Raw genomic sequence first — 14,248 nt, 5'->3', positions numbered from 1 at the left:
ATTCAGGGCCTGGCCACTTTCCACTATTCGGAAGATACTCCTCGCGGAGTGGGCCGTCGACATCAGGATCAGCGCGGTTCGAGCTCGGCAGTTCAGAAATCAGGGCAATCGTGAGATCGACGAGGAGACGTGTGACCGACGAGAGTGGGCCGGGCTGGCTTCGACGGCTGTGGCAGTGGGTGCGTCCCTACCGCGGCCGGGTGTCCGTGGCGCTCCTGCTGGCGGTGGTGGGGCAGGGGTTGCTGGCCCTGGTGCCGCTGGTCCAGCAGATCATCGTCGACGATGTCCTGCTCGACCCGACGCAATCCCTCGCGTTCTGGATCTGCGTCCTGTGCTCCATCGGTGTGCTGAGCTTCGTCTCCCATGCACTGCGCCGCTACATCGGCAGCCGGTGCGCCGTCGACGTGCAGCACGATCTGCGGGTCGCGGTCCATCGCCACCTGCACGCGCTCGACGCGCGACGCCGGGCGGAACTCGCTGCGGGCGACGTCATCTCGCGGGGGACGTCGGATCTGAACCTGATCCAGATGTTCATCTCCCAGGTGCCGCTGTTCGTCGCCAACCTCACCCTGCTCGCGGTCGGCCTGGTCGTGATGTTCGTCCTGTCCCCGCCGCTGTTCGTCGTCGTGGCGGCGAGTGTCCCGGTCCTGTTCTGGGTCACCCGCCGGCTCCGCCGCGAACTGTATCCCGCCTCGTTCGGCGACCAGGTGCTGCTGGGCCAGGTCGCCGCGGCGGTCGACGAGGAGATCGCCGGGGTCGAACTGATCCGCGCCTTCGGCCAGGAGGGGGCGCGGCTGGACCGGTTCCGCGCCCGGGGGACCCGCCTGTTCTCGTCGCGGCTGCGCAGTGCGCGCATCTCGGCCCGCTGGAGCGCGGCGATGGTCGCGATCCCCGTCTTCACCCAGCTCGGCGTCCTGGTCGTCGGCGGGTGGCTGGCCATGAACGAGCACGTCTCGGTGGGCGTCTTCCTGGCGTTCGCCTCGTACGTGCTGCAGTTCGCGCCCCCGGCGAGGCTGCTCGCGGCGATGGTGACGACGACGCAGCTCGCGCGGTCGGGGGCGCGCCGGGTGTTCGCGCTCTTGGACACGGTGCCGGCGATGGACCCCGCCGGTCCGGATCTCCCGTCGCCGCGCGGGACGATCGAGGTGACCGGCGTCGACCTCGCGCTCGGCGGTCACCCCGTCCTTCGTGGTGTGACCACCTCGATCGCCCCGGGCAGCAGGGTGGCGATCATCGGTCCGTCCGGCGCGGGCAAGACGACGCTCGGGTCGCTCATCGCCCGCCAGTTCGACCCCGACCGGGGATCGGTGCGGATCGGTGGCACCGATCTGCGTGCCGTGTCGCCGCGGTCGGTGCGGTCGGCGGTGATGATGGTGTTCGACGAGAGCCTGCTGTTCTCGGGCACCCTCCGCGAGAACATCGCGATGGGTGCCCCGGCCGACGACGCCGGAATCGCCGCCGCCGCCCGCGCGGCCGCGGCCGACGAGTTCATCGAGCAGCTGCCCGCGGGTTACGACACCGTGGTCGGACCCGGCGGGATCTCGTTGTCGGGCGGTCAGCGCCAGCGGATCGCGCTCGCCCGCGCCTTCTTCGCCGACCCGGCGGTACTGATCCTCGACGACACGACGTCGGCGCTCGACCCGACGACCGAGCGGACGGTGTTGGCGAGCCTGGAAGGGCTGATGTCCGGCCGGACGACGATCCTGATCGCCCGTCGGCCCGCGACGACCGAACTCGCCGACCAGGTCATAGTCCTCGAATCGGGTCGGATCACCCACGACGGTCCGCCGGCGGAGGTGCTCGCCGACCCGCGCATCGCGGCGCTCCTGGCCGGTGGCGCGATCCGGGGCGCGACCGCTGTCGCGCGTTCGGTGAAGACGGACACTCAGGCGATCCCGAGTCCGGAGAGCTGGCCGGAAGTCGACGAGGCGGGCGCTGATCCGGTGGTCCGGGCCCGGCTGGGACTCGACGCCGACGAGAGCGGCAAACAGGTCCAGCAGGTGGACTCGCACCTGCGCGAGGCGCTCCTGGCGCTCCCGCCGCTGACCGAGGTGCCCGCGCCCGGCGACGACCGTCCGCCGCCGAGGTCGTCGCGCACCAGAGTCTTCGGCCTGGCCGGTTCCCTGCGGCCGTTCTGGTTGCCCGTCGGGCTGTGCGTCGTCCTGGTCATCGTCGATGCGGCCACGACCCTGGCCGTCCCCGCCCTCTTCCGCCACGCCATCGACAACGGTGTCTCGGTGGACGCGACGACCGTGTTCTGGGTGACGTGCGCGATCGTCCTGGTGATCGCGCTGGTGTCCTGGTTGAACTCGTGGGTGCTGGCGCTGCGGGCGGCGAGGGTCTTCGAGCGCGTGCTCTTCGCGCTGCGGCTCCGGCTGTTCGGGCACCTGCAGCGACTGCGCATCGACTATTTCGACGGACGGCAGTCGGGCCGCATCGTCACCCGGCTCACCAGTGATGTGGACGCGGTCGGTCAGCTGATGACGCAGGGCATGGTCAACGCGATCGTCAACGTGTGCACGTGTGCCGGCATCCTGGCCGTGCTGGCCCTCCTCGACCTCCGGCTGGCAGCCGCGATGCTTGTCACCATCCCGTTGCTCGCCGTGGGGTCGTGGATCTTCGTCCGGGGCTCGAATCGCGCCTATCTGCAGGCGCGTTCGCGCATCGCGACCGTCACCGCGCTGCTCTCCGAACACCTCGGGCGGGTGCGGGTCACCCAGGCGCACAACGCCGAGGAGTGGGCGGCGGGCGCCTTCGACGGGCACTCGCGACGCTACCGCGACGCGCGCCGCCGTTCGATGCTCTACATCTCGGTGTTCTTCCCCTTCCTGAACCTGCTCGCGGTGGTGGCCAAGGCGCTCATCCTGATCGTCGGCGCACAGCTCATGGATGCGGGCACGCTCACCACCGGTGTGCTGGTCGCCGCGCTCCTCTACGTCGATCTGTTCTTCACCCCGCTCCAGCAGTTGTCGATCGTGCTCGACCTCTGGATTCAGGCTCGGGTCGGCACCCAGCGGATGCGCGGCTTCCTCGACACCCCCGTCGACACCCCCGTCGACCAGAACGTGCGGCCGGCGACGACCGGTACCGCCGCCGGACCACTCGGCGCGGCAGTCGAATTCGACGGGGTGGTGTTCGGCTACTCGTCGGCGGCGCGGACGCGGGGTCGTCCCGCGCTCGACGGGCTGGACCTGGTCATCCCCGACGGCGAGACCGCGGCCGTCGTCGGCACCACCGGCGCGGGCAAGAGCACCGTGATGAAGCTGCTGTTGCGGTTCTACCGGCCCGACCGCGGCGTCGTCCGGGTCGGCGGCGTCGACCTGCGCGACACCGGCGCACCCGGCCCCCGGCCGGGGATCGCCTACGTGCCACAGGATCCCTACCTCTTCGCCGGAACGGTCGCGTCCAACATCGCGTTCGGGCGTCCCGACGCCGGACAGGCCGAGATCGAGCGCGCGGCGAGGTCGGTCGGCGCGCACGAGAGCATCGCGGCGCTCCCGCTCGGCTACCAGACACCGGTGGGGCCGGGCCGGGCCACGCTGTCGGCGGGACAGCAGCAACTGATCTGTCTCGCGCGTGCCGAACTCGTCGAGCCGGACCTGCTGATCCTCGACGAGGCGACCTCAGACATCGATCCGGGGACCGAAGCCGAGGTGCTCTCCGCACTGCAAGCCGTCGCGCGGAGTCGCACAACGGTTCTCGTGGCGCATCGACTCACCACCGCCGCGTGGGCGGACCGGGTCGTCGTGATGCGGGACGGCCGGGCCGTCCAATCCGGGCGTCATGCCGATCTGGTGTCGAGGCCGGGTGAGTATCGCGATCTGTGGGAGAGCTATGCGCCGACTGACCCAGCCCTGAGCGAAGTTGTCAAGCTTTCCAACTGATGGAAACCCAGAGGTGTGCGCGGCGCCTGAGTCCACATAACGTCTGCGGTAACCCAGTCCTCGTGTTCGTCTGAACACGGTCTCCACCTGTCGAACAGGAGTCCTTCATGCCCGGATCCCCACGATTTCGTCTCGCCGCTGCCGCGGTCGCAGCGGCCGCGTTGCTCACCGTCGCCACCGGGTGTGCGTCGGGCGACTCGGGCGGCGCCGCCGCCGGTGGTGGCGACCAGTACGTGCTCAAGGTGACCGACCCGGGCAACGCCGGCCCGCTGGCGGTCGGCAAACGTGACGGGACCTTCGACGAGGCGCTGGCCCCGCTGGGTGCGAAGATCGAATGGGTCAACTCGACACCGGGCTTCTCGTCGAACCTCAAGCTGTTCAACACCGGTCAGCTCGACGTGTCCGGCGGTGCCTACAGCCCGGTCGTCGGGGCGCTGTCGAAGAACGTCGGCGTCCGGATCATCGCCGTGGCCGACCCGGCCGGCAAGGACCAGAACGGCATCTTGGTCACCAAGGACTCCGGGGTCACCGATGTCGCCGGTCTCGTCGGCAAGCGGATCGCGGTCAATCCGGCCGGCAAGGGTGAGTACATCACGCTGAAGGCATTGCAACAGGCCGGGATTCCGTTCGACAAGGTGGAGCGGGTACCCCTGCAGCAGGCCGAGGCCGGGTCGGCGTTCTCCACCGGTCAGGTCGACGCCTGGGCGTCCTTCAACCAGCCCTACCAGGAGGCGAAGGCCGCCGGCGGAGTCGAGATCGCCACCGAGGAGAGCATCGGTTCGGTCGACAACACCATCGTCGCCTTCCGGACCGAGGTGCTCGAAGAGCGGCCCGACGTCGCCGACGTGTACCTGAAGACGTTGCAGCAGCTGACCGATCAGCAGCGGGAGAACCCCGACGACTACGAGAACGTCTTCGAGAAGGCGGGACCCCGCGCGCTCAGCGGCGACCGCCTCACCCGTGCCCTCGCACTCGGCGCCGACGCGTCCACGCCGCGCTATCCCACGGCGAAGGATGCCGAGGATCTCGAGTCCGTGTCGGCGCTGTTCGTCGAGGCCGGCGTGATCCAGAAGCCGGTCACGGCCGAGGACGTCTTCTTCGATCTGCCCGCACAGTTGCAGAAGTACCAGAGCGGACAGAAGTGACCTCGGCAACGGTCGCGCAGTCCACCTCGGGAGACGCTGCGTCGCAGCGGGTGTCACGCATCGGCCTGGAGACCCCCCGGACACGGAAGCAACGCAACCGGCCCGTCTGGCTCTCGCTTCCTCTGCGGTTCCTGGTGCCCGGGGTCATCGTGGCGGTCTGGTGGATCGGCACCGCGACCGGCACGATCTCGCCGGCGGTACTGGCGTCACCCGGGGCGGTGTTCGACGCGTTCGTCGAGCTCTACCGCACCGGCCAGCTCGTCGACTTCGCGGTGGCGTCGCTGGAGCGTGCGGCGCTCGGTGTCGGTCTGGGCGTCGGAGTCGGGTTGATCCTCGGCGTGCTCGCGGGTCTGTACACGCTCGGCGAGGAGCTCATCGACTCGACGATGCAGATCAACCGGGCCATTCCGTTCCTCGCGCTGGTGCCCCTGTTCATCGCCTGGTTCGGCATCGACAACACCTTCAAGGTGCTGCTGATCGCCATCGCCACGGTGTCGCCGATGTACGCCTACAGCTATCTCGGCGTGCGCAACGTCGATCGCAAGATGATCGAGGCGGCACAGGGTTTCGGGCTCACCGGGGGCCGTCTGATCCTCGGCGTGATCATCCCGGCAGCGCTGCCGGGCATCCTGATGGCACTGCGGATCTGCCTGTCGATCTCGATCACCGGACTGATCGCCGCCGAGCAGGTCGGCACCCGAGAGGGGATCGGCTATCTGGTGAGTCTGGCGCAGGAGTACAACCGCACCGACTACATGATCCTGTGTGTGGTGCTGTACGCCATCCTCGGTCTGATCTTCGACCTGATCGTCCGCATCCTGGAGAAGTACTCGATGCCGTGGCGGGCGGGGGTGACCGTCCGATGAGCCCGGAGTCTCCGCTGCCCCCACTCCTGGAACGGCAGCCGACGCAGGTCACCGCACGCGAACGCCGTGCGGGCCAACCGGTTGCGGTCTCGCTGACCGACGTCACCAAGACCTTCGGCCCGAAGACCGTGCTGCAGTCGGTCGACCTGACCATCCGGCGCGGCGAGTTCGTGGTGCTGCTCGGTCCATCGGGTACCGGCAAGACGACGCTGCTGCGCCTGCTGACGGGGCTCGAGGAACCGGACTCCGGTGAGATCCTCGTCCCCGCTGCACGCACGACCGTGTACCAGGAGCCGCGCCTGGTGCCCTCCAAGCGGGCGCTGGCCAACGTGACGATCGGCCAGCGTGGTGGCAAGAGCACGAAGGACCGCGGTCGGGCCGCGCTGGCGGAGGTCAACCTCGCGGACAAGGCCGAGGCCTGGCCGGCCACCCTGTCCGGCGGTGAGGCGCAACGGGTCGCGCTGGCCCGAGCCCTCGTCCGTGAACCGGAACTGCTGCTCCTCGACGAACCGTTCGCGGCGCTCGACGCCCTCACCCGGCTCCAGATGCAGGACCTGGTCGGTGATCTGGTGGCCCGACACCAGCCCGCGGTGCTTCTGGTGACCCACGACGTCGACGAGGCGGTCCGGCTCGCCGACCGCGTGATCATCCTGTCGCACGGCACCTTCGGCGTCGACGAGGACATCGATCTGCCCCGCCCGCGTGACCGCTCCGACCCCGAATCGCTCCGCTACCGGGCCGAGTTCCTGCGCGAACTCGGCGTCGGCCGCATACATCCCGACACCGAGAGTTGAGGAACACCATGACCATCGACAGCGCGACCTCCCTGCACACCCCGGTCACCCCGGCGAATTCTCCCGGTGCCGACACCGTCTGGTACACCCGGTGCCCGGTCCCCACCGCGAGCGGTCTGGCCAACAGCCTGGGCTGGCTCGGCGAGCCGGCATCGGCTGCGGGCCTGGAATTCTCGATCCTCCAGGACGCGGGCGCCGAACTCGCTCCCCGCCACTTCGATCATCAGCTGTCCGGCCTGATCCGCGAAGGCGGCAACGTGCCCGCGATCGTCGCCCGCGCGTCGGGTTCGCCGACACGTCTGATCGGACTCACCTGGATCGACGAGTCGCAGTCGATTCTGGTGGGACCCGACTCCGACATCGACGATGCTGCGGGGCTCCGCGGCAGACGAGTCGGCATTCCCGCGTGGGCGGTCGACCAGGCACGCAGCTTCCCCCGCGCGATGTCGTTGCACGGCTTCGCCTCCGCGCTGGCACTTGCCGGACTCTCGTTCGGCGACGTGATCGTCGTCGAGACGGCCGGCAACTGGGAACCGCGCGTACGCACCGAGGAGGCGGCGCGGTTGCGATCGGTGCCGTCCGGTTTCCCCGAACTGCTCAACGGTGACGTCGACGCCATCTACGTGAAGGGCGCCCGGGCCGCCGAGGCCGCCGTCGAGCACGGTCTGCGCGTCCTCGTCGATCTCGATTCGACCGAGTCGAGGCGGTCGCGGGTCAACAACGGCACGCCGCGACCGATCACCGTCCACGAGTCGCTGCTGCAGGATCATCCCGAGGTCGTCGTCGGTTTCCTCGCCGCCAGCCTCCGTGCGGCGGACTGGGCCGCCGGAAATCTGAACACCGTCCGTGAAGTGCTTGCGCGGGAAACCTTCTCGGGCCCGGACGGCGTCGTGGCGGCCTACGGGGACGATTTCCACACCTCGTTGCACCCGTCGCTCTCCGAGGAGCGGCTGGATCTGCTGGGAATCCAGAAGCGCTTCCTCTACACCTACGGCTTCCTGCCCGCCGACTTCGACATCGAGAGCTGGGTCGACGTCGAGCCGCTGCGACGTGCGCGCGCCCAGGTCGGTGCGGCCACGCCCATCTCGGACATCGTCGGAGAAGCGTGATGGTCGCCTTCGAATGGGAGGTGCCGACACGCGGAGACAGCCGGCACGTCGGTTCCGCCGCGCGTCACCGCGGTGGCTGGGCGCCGACCCCCGGGTCGGCGGTGGCCACCGACCTGCGAACGGGTGGCCGGTGGGATCCGTTCGACCCGACCGAACAGGTCATCACCGCGATCGACACGGCCGGTTACGACACGGTGATCGCCCCGTACGACCCCGCTGGTGAGGAATCGTGGATCCTGGCGGGTATCGCGTTGCGGCGCACCCGTCATGCGCGCGTGGCAGTCGAATTCCATCCCGGTTTCGGGACACCGGTCTACGCGGCGAAGGTGTCGGCGACCCTGCAGCGGAACTCCGACGACCGGCTGCAGTGGCAACTGCGCGTGGTGACCGACGCAGCGGACAACCGGGCTCGCGGAGACCGACTGACGGACGCCGAGCGTTACCGCCGCGCCGACGAGTTCCTGACCGTGGCGAAAGGGGTGTGGGACGGGGCCGGAGCCCGCCAGGGTGGTTTCGACGGTGGTGAGTTCAACCACGTGGGCGAGTTCTACGAGGTCACCGACGGCGGGCTCGACCGGTCGGTGCACGGCCATCGTTTCCCGACTGTCCGCCTGACCGGCGAGAGCGACGAGGCGCTCGCGCTGTCGGCCAGGCACGGCGACATCCACCTGTTCGAGTTGTCCTCGACCGGCGCGGCGCCGTTGATCGGGCCGCTCTCCGAACGGGCGGCAGCACTCGGACGGACCGTGGCGGCCGGCCTCTACCTCCCGGTGATCGCCCGGGCGACGAAAGACGAGGCGGTGCAACGCCTGCGCCGCCAGTGGCGTGACGCCTACGGCGCCGACGCCGACACCCGCGCGGAGGATCTCTGGGTCGACGACCTCACCTTCGCCGGGTTCGACCGGATCGGCCACCGGCATCCCATCGGTCTGGTCGGCTCCTACGACGAGGTCGCGCAACGCATCGTCGACCTGACCGGGCAGGGCTTCGAGCGCTTCGTCCTGTCGGGCATACCGAACATCGAGGAACTCAACCGCAACACCGAGCACCTGCTCTTCCGGGCTGACGAGCGCAATCGCGTCCTGGCCTGACCCGACTCCTGACCGACCCGTTTCCTCCATCGACGAGCGGAGACCCATGACCATCGACTTCTACTGGCGGATAGGGATGGGGGGCGACCATGCCACCCTGCGCACGCCGCGCCGGCTCAACCGGGGCGACTGGCGCGGCGTCCAGCCGGGCAACCTGACGCCGGCGATCCGTGCGGGAGAACGCGACTCCTACAGCTACATCGACCACATGGCGGCCGTGGCCAAGGCCTCCGAGAGCGCCGGCTTCGTCGGCGGGTTGCTTCCGTCGTTCCCCGGGACCGATGACCCGTGGGCGGCCGCTGCGGCACTGGCCCGGGAGACCAGCACCTACCGGTTCATGGTCGCGTTCCAGCCGGGGTTCCTGCATCCGCTGCAGGCCGCCCGGATGTCGGCCAGCCTGCAGCGGGCGAACGGGGGCCGCCTGGTCTACAACATCATCAGCGGGGGCGGCGGTCCGGCCCAATTGTGGTGGGGCGACAAGGTCGCCCACGATGACCGGTACCGCCGGACCAGCGAGTTCCTCGACGTCCTCAAGGGGGTGTGGGGGACTGAGCCATTCGACTACGACGGCGACTTCTTCTCCACCGAGGGGGCAGCGCTGCCACCACAACTCGCCGAGACGCCGTTCCCGGAGATCTACTTCTCCGGGTCGTCCGGCGCCGCGGTCAACGCCGCGGGCAGTCATGCCGACTACTACCTGTCCTGGCTCGAACCCTTCGCGGATCTGCGTGCCAAGTTCGACGGGGTGCGCGAGCACGCGGCGCGGCTGGGACGGCGTCCGCGGTTCGCGGTCCGCATCGACGTCCTCGCCCGGCACACCGCCGAGGCGGCGTGGGCCGAGATCGCCGAGGGTTGGCAGCACGTCGACCGCGCCGCGGCGAACCGCCAGGCGCAGGGCGACTCCGTCGGCGCGGGCCGGATCAAGGGCTGGGTGCCCGAGAACATCACCGACTACACCGATCTCGAGGTCCAGCCCAACGTGTGGTGCGGATTCAGCCTGATGCGCGGCGGCCCGGCGTTCGGGCTGGTCGGCAGCTACGAGCAGGTCGCCGAACGACTCGACGAACTGATCGATCTCGGCGTCGACGCCTTCATCCTGGCGGGCAACCCCCATCTCGAAGAGGCCTATCGCGTCGGCGAGGAGGTCCTCCCGCTCCTGGGACGATCCCGGCTCGGCCGGCCCGAGACCACCGCCGGGTCCGCCCTGGGTGTGGCCTGAGCACCGCCGCGCCTCCTCTCGCACGCCATCGTCGAAGACAGACAACCCATTTCATCGCAAGGAGAGACATGACCACCGTAGAGACCGGACTCGACCGCGAGGTCGCCGAATTCGTCGCCGAGGCGACCGAGCACGCACAGAAGGCGTTCGACGTCTTCCGGACCACCGGGACGGTGTCGGCGAACGGTACCGCCAACTTCGTCGAACGCGTCCCCGGTCGTGAGATCGCCGTCGCACTGAACGACCCGGGTCCCTGGGCCGACGACCTGACCGTCCGTCCGGTGGTGGCGACCTTCGACGGGGAGATCCTGTCCGGTTCGGGTGCAGCGGGTTTCGTAACATCCTATGCGCCGGTGTTCCGCGCCCACGAGGACATCACGACCGTCGTGCACATCCACACGCCGTGGCTGGGTGCCTGGGCGCAGACCCACCGGACCCTCCCGATCCGGTACGCGGCCTCCCAGCGGCTGACGCTGTCGCGGGAGATCCCGCCGCACATCAACCGCCGCCAGCCGGCATCGGAGTTCATCCTCGAACGGCTTCAGGAGGATCCGCATCTCGCCGCGATCTTCGAGGCCAACGGCGGGTCCAACGTGATCGGTCGCCGAGGACTGCTCGACACCGCCAAGTTCATCGTCCTGCTGGAGGAGGGGGCCCAGTTCCAGGCGATCGCCGAAGGACTCGGCGGGTCGGCGGAATTCCACCCCACCAATCTCGAGGTGCAGTGGAAGCGCAGCGGTCTGCTCCCCGAGGCGCGCGAACGCGGTCTCATCCCCGAACTCTGAACCGCCCCGAACTCTGATCCGCCCCGAACCACCCCACACCACTCAGGAGAGACAATGACCGTTCGAGTCGGCTATTTCCCGCACAACAACTCCCTGTTCGTGCTCCGCCACCGGGGCATCCTCGAACGACGCATCGACGTCGAATGGGTCGACCTGCGGAGCCTGCCCGCGTCGCCGGAGCCGGACCCGACCACGGGCCTGCCCACCCTGCACTCGGACTGGCTGTTCACCGAGGGCGGGTACGACTTCATCGGCACGGGTTTCACGCCGCCGATCACGGGTCTGGCACAGGAGCGCGACCTCGTCTACGTCGGAGTGTCCGGACCACGTACCGAGAACGGGCGTCTCGTGGTGAAGGCCGACTCCGACATCGACTCGGTGGCCGCGCTGAAGGGCAAGCGGGTGGGCATCGCCCACGGTTCGTGGCAGACGACACTGCTGCTGTTCGCGCTCGATTCGGTCGGGTTGACGTGGCGCGACATCGTGCCCGTCAACACCTCGGTCACCGACGGCGCCGACTCCTTCCGCAGTGGTGAGATCGACGCCTGGGTCGGCGCCTACCCCGGTCTGGCCGCCGTCGAGCGCGACCTCGAACTCCGGACCCTGATCGACACCGAAGGACTGTTCAGCCATCCGTCGCTGTGGTTCACGCGACGCGACTTCGCCGAACAGCATTCCGAGGAACTGGCCGCCATCGTCGACGCGCTCCGTGAGTCGGATCAGTGGATCGTCGACCATCCCCGCGAGGCCGCCGAGTATTTCGTCCGTGACGTCGTCGATCGCGGTGGGGACGCCAGTCTCGACGCCTGGGAGGCCGCCATCCGCAACCGGCCGTTCGGAATCGGGCCCGTCACAGAGGAATTCCTCGACGAGCAGCAGCGCGCCGCCGACCTCCTCCACGCCAACGGTCTTCTCCCGCGCCCGGTGCGGGTGCGCGATGCCGTCCTGCCGTCGGTCGAGGCCGCCGTGACGAACTGAGGGCCGGCCGACTCAGTGCTGCCCCGACTCAGTGCTGCCCTGACTCAGTGCTGCCCCGACTCAGTGCTGCACCGCCGTGACGTCTGTGCCGCGCGGCACGAGCACGAAGACAGCCACGGCGACGGCGACGAGGGTGAGCCCGCCGATGAGGCTCGTCTCCTGCATGGCGTCGGTGAACGCGGTCGCCGCCCGCTCCGCGAGGCCCGGCGAGCCCGCCGCGTCGGCGAGACCCATGGCGGCACCGAGGGATTCGGCGGCCTCGTCGGTCGCCTCGGCTGGCACGCCGGGGATCGGTTCGGCCGTCAGCGTGGACCGGTACAGAATCGACGCGACACTTCCGAGGATGGCGACGCCGAGCACGTTGCCGAGGTCGTACGCGGTCTCCTCCAGGGCAGCAGCATTGCCCGCCTTGGCATCCGGTGTGCCGGCCATGATCATCGCCGACGCGATCGCCAGCGAGCCGATGCCGAAACCGACGAGGACCTGGGCGATGGCGACCGTGCCGTAACCGATTCCGTCGGAGCCGAGCGACATCAGCGCCATGCCGACACCGGCGATGCCGATGCCGCCGGCCACGACGGCGCGCGCGCCGATCATGCGGGACAGCGGGGCGGCGATCATCGAGGACACGATCGCCGCTCCCGCCACCGGCAGCAGCCGGACACCGGCCGCGATCGGGGAATGGCCCTCGACCAGTTGAAGCCATTGCGCCAGCAGCAGCAGTGCCGCAGCCAGTCCGAACATCGAGCCGAGCGCGGCCAGGACGCCGGCGCTGAACGGCCGGCTGCGGAAGAGCGAGACGTCGAGGAGCGGTTCGGTGCGGCGCAGGCATCGCCGCACGAACAGGGCCAGGATGAGGATCGCGCCGAGCAGGGCCAACCAGGCCTCTGGCGCGAGGAGGCTCTCCTCCTTGGCGAACCGCTTGATCGCCCAGACCAGCGCGACCATGCCGGCGATCGACATCACCGCGCCGAGGGCGTCCCACCGGCCCGGTTGCGGGTGCTTCGACTCCGGCAGGATCAGCAGGGCGGCGACGATGGCGACGACCATCAGCGGGACGTTGACCAGAAACGCGGCGCGCCACGAGAAGTACTCCAGCAGAAAGCCGCCGACGATCGGACCGATGGCCGCACCCAGACCCGACACCGCGGCCCACAGCCCGAGAGCGGTGGCACGTTCGGCGGGGTCGGTGAAGATGCTGCGCAACAGCGACAGCGTGGTCGGCATGATCATCGCGCCGCCGACGCCCAACAGCACCCGAACCGCGATCACCGCGCCGGGCGAATCGGCCAGCAGCACCAGGGCCGAGGCGCCGCCGAACACCGCGAAGCCGGTGATCAGCATCCGCTTTCGGCCCCACCGGTCGGCCAGCGAACTCATGGAGAGCAGCAGGCCGGCCAGGACGAGCGAGTAGGCGTCGATGATCCACAACTGCTGGTCGGCGGTTGGGCGCAGGTCGGCCGCCAGATCGGGCAGTGCGACGTTGAGGATCGTCAGGTCGACGGTGATGACCAGCAGGCTGGCCGACAGCACGGCGGCCGACGCCCACCGGCGCCGGACGGACAGGCCCGGTCCGGCGCCCGTCGGCGAGGTGGTCTTCGATGAGTGCTGCGTCATCGTCGGCTCCGGTTCTGATCGGTGGTGGAGGGAGTGGAGGGCAGTGCGGTGAGAGCGGTGAGGGTCGCCGTCAGGTCGTGTAGCGACAGCGGTGACCCGTACAGGAGTGCGTGCATCGCCACCCCGTCGGTGTAGGCGGCGATCGCACGGGCGGCCGTGGCCCCGACGTGGGGCACGAGCATCTCGATCAGTCCGGCGGGCCAGCGAACCGCGAGCGGGCGCAGTGCGGGATCGATCACCGCGGCCGACACGAGTGCGAGGTCGGCACGGATCAGCCGCTCGTCGGACAGGTACTCGTGGAGCGCCTCGGCGAAGACGGGAGCCGACGGGCCGTGCTCGCCGAGTGTCTCCGCGACCTCGGCCAGGCCCGAGTCGATGTCGTCGGCCAGGCGGGCGAGCGCGGCCTCGCGCAGATCGTCGAGCGTGGCGAAGTACTGCGTCGTCGAACCCAGTGGTACGCCGGCCCGCCGGGCCACGAGCCGGTGCGTGAGAGCGTCCGAGCCGACCTCGGTGATCAGGGTGGCGGCGGCCTCCACGATCGTGCGACGGCGTTCTTCGGGGTTCCGGCGACGGCGGGCCGGGACCTCGGTCATGACGGTCTGCTCACGACGGTCCGGTCCTCTCAACGTTGATGTACGTATGTACATGTACAAACGTACACTACCGCTTCGTCGGTTTCCGGACCTGGTGCTGGCATCATGCGACCATGACGCGACAGCGCCACGACGACGCGACCGAACCCGGGCGTGCACCGCACCGG

Annotated in this window: 11 protein-coding genes; 9 read left to right on the top strand and 2 right to left on the bottom strand. The window is 69.5% G+C overall.

Features of this window, described 5'->3' with window-relative positions; all coding sequences use genetic code 11:
- The first annotated feature begins 131 nt into the window (after positions 1 to 131).
- The 9 genes from CA982_RS03795 (at position 132) to CA982_RS03755 (ending at position 11,871) form a co-directional block, all read left to right on the top strand.
- Positions 132 to 3,884 (top strand): ABC transporter ATP-binding protein, encoded by a 3,753-nt coding sequence (locus CA982_RS03795; protein ID WP_086534019.1) that lies wholly within the window; start codon positions 132 to 134, stop codon positions 3,882 to 3,884.
- A 107-nt stretch (positions 3,885 to 3,991) separates the two neighbouring features.
- Positions 3,992 to 5,029 carry an NrtA/SsuA/CpmA family ABC transporter substrate-binding protein gene (locus CA982_RS03790; RefSeq protein ID WP_086534018.1) on the top strand — a complete coding sequence of 346 codons (1,038 nt, stop codon included), beginning with the start codon at positions 3,992 to 3,994 and terminating at the stop codon, positions 5,027 to 5,029.
- Positions 5,026 to 5,895 (top strand): ABC transporter permease, encoded by an 870-nt coding sequence (locus CA982_RS03785; RefSeq protein ID WP_086534017.1) that lies wholly within the window; start codon positions 5,026 to 5,028, stop codon positions 5,893 to 5,895. The genes CA982_RS03790 and CA982_RS03785 overlap by 4 nt, the downstream gene beginning before the upstream one ends.
- Entirely contained in the window at positions 5,892 to 6,689 is a 798-nt protein-coding gene (locus CA982_RS03780; protein WP_086534144.1) for an ABC transporter ATP-binding protein, read from the top strand. Before CA982_RS03785 ends, CA982_RS03780 begins: the two co-directional genes overlap by 4 nt.
- Before the next feature lie 8 nt (positions 6,690 to 6,697).
- Positions 6,698 to 7,798, top strand: coding sequence for an ABC transporter substrate-binding protein (locus CA982_RS03775; RefSeq protein ID WP_086534016.1), 1,101 nt, complete (start codon positions 6,698 to 6,700; stop codon positions 7,796 to 7,798).
- Positions 7,798 to 8,889 carry an LLM class flavin-dependent oxidoreductase gene (locus tag CA982_RS03770; protein WP_086534015.1) on the top strand — a complete coding sequence of 364 codons (1,092 nt, stop codon included), beginning with the start codon at positions 7,798 to 7,800 and terminating at the stop codon, positions 8,887 to 8,889. The genes CA982_RS03775 and CA982_RS03770 overlap by 1 nt, the downstream gene beginning before the upstream one ends.
- A 46-nt stretch (positions 8,890 to 8,935) precedes the next feature.
- A complete protein-coding gene (locus CA982_RS03765) occupies positions 8,936 to 10,108 on the top strand; it encodes an LLM class flavin-dependent oxidoreductase (protein ID WP_086534014.1) in 1,173 nt (390 codons plus the stop codon).
- 68 nt (positions 10,109 to 10,176) lie between these two features.
- Positions 10,177 to 10,893 carry a class II aldolase/adducin family protein gene (locus CA982_RS03760; protein WP_086534013.1) on the top strand — a complete coding sequence of 239 codons (717 nt, stop codon included), beginning with the start codon at positions 10,177 to 10,179 and terminating at the stop codon, positions 10,891 to 10,893.
- Between the two features lie 54 nt (positions 10,894 to 10,947).
- Positions 10,948 to 11,871, top strand: a complete 924-nt coding sequence (locus tag CA982_RS03755; RefSeq protein ID WP_086534012.1) for an ABC transporter substrate-binding protein — start codon at positions 10,948 to 10,950, stop codon at positions 11,869 to 11,871.
- A 60-nt stretch (positions 11,872 to 11,931) separates the two neighbouring features.
- Here CA982_RS03755 and CA982_RS03750 read toward each other — a convergent pair whose 3' ends face one another.
- Both CA982_RS03750 and CA982_RS03745 read right to left on the bottom strand, forming a co-directional pair.
- Entirely contained in the window at positions 11,932 to 13,488 is a 1,557-nt protein-coding gene (locus CA982_RS03750; RefSeq protein ID WP_086534011.1) for an MFS transporter, read from the bottom strand.
- Positions 13,485 to 14,081 carry a TetR/AcrR family transcriptional regulator gene (locus CA982_RS03745; protein WP_086534010.1) on the bottom strand — a complete coding sequence of 199 codons (597 nt, stop codon included), beginning with the start codon at positions 14,079 to 14,081 and terminating at the stop codon, positions 13,485 to 13,487. The genes CA982_RS03750 and CA982_RS03745 overlap by 4 nt, the downstream gene beginning before the upstream one ends.
- Positions 14,082 to 14,248: the final 167 nt, after the last annotated feature.

The sequence above is a fragment of the Gordonia lacunae genome, from assembly GCF_002149015.1.
In the GTDB taxonomy this organism is placed as follows: Bacteria; Actinomycetota; Actinomycetes; order Mycobacteriales; family Mycobacteriaceae; genus Gordonia; species Gordonia lacunae.
The sequence above is the reverse complement of the archived record's forward strand: the minus strand, read 5'-3'. Positions and strand labels throughout refer to the sequence as shown.

What these genes read in the sequence shown, in the direction of transcription:
- CA982_RS03790 (WP_086534018.1), top strand. Translation starts at nt 3,992, where the DNA reads ATGCCCGGATCCCCACGATTTCGTCTCGCCGCTGCCGCGGTCGCAGCG.
- CA982_RS03780 (WP_086534144.1), top strand. Translation starts at nt 5,892, where the DNA reads ATGAGCCCGGAGTCTCCGCTGCCCCCACTCCTGGAACGGCAGCCGACG.
- CA982_RS03775 (WP_086534016.1), top strand. Translation starts at nt 6,698, where the DNA reads ATGACCATCGACAGCGCGACCTCCCTGCACACCCCGGTCACCCCGGCG.
- CA982_RS03770 (WP_086534015.1), top strand. Translation starts at nt 7,798, where the DNA reads ATGGTCGCCTTCGAATGGGAGGTGCCGACACGCGGAGACAGCCGGCAC.
- CA982_RS03765 (WP_086534014.1), top strand. Translation starts at nt 8,936, where the DNA reads ATGACCATCGACTTCTACTGGCGGATAGGGATGGGGGGCGACCATGCC.
- CA982_RS03760 (WP_086534013.1), top strand. Translation starts at nt 10,177, where the DNA reads ATGACCACCGTAGAGACCGGACTCGACCGCGAGGTCGCCGAATTCGTC.
- CA982_RS03755 (WP_086534012.1), top strand. Translation starts at nt 10,948, where the DNA reads ATGACCGTTCGAGTCGGCTATTTCCCGCACAACAACTCCCTGTTCGTG.
- CA982_RS03750 (WP_086534011.1), bottom strand. Translation starts at nt 13,488, where the DNA reads ATGACGCAGCACTCATCGAAGACCACCTCGCCGACGGGCGCCGGACCG.
- CA982_RS03745 (WP_086534010.1), bottom strand. Translation starts at nt 14,081, where the DNA reads ATGACCGAGGTCCCGGCCCGCCGTCGCCGGAACCCCGAAGAACGCCGT.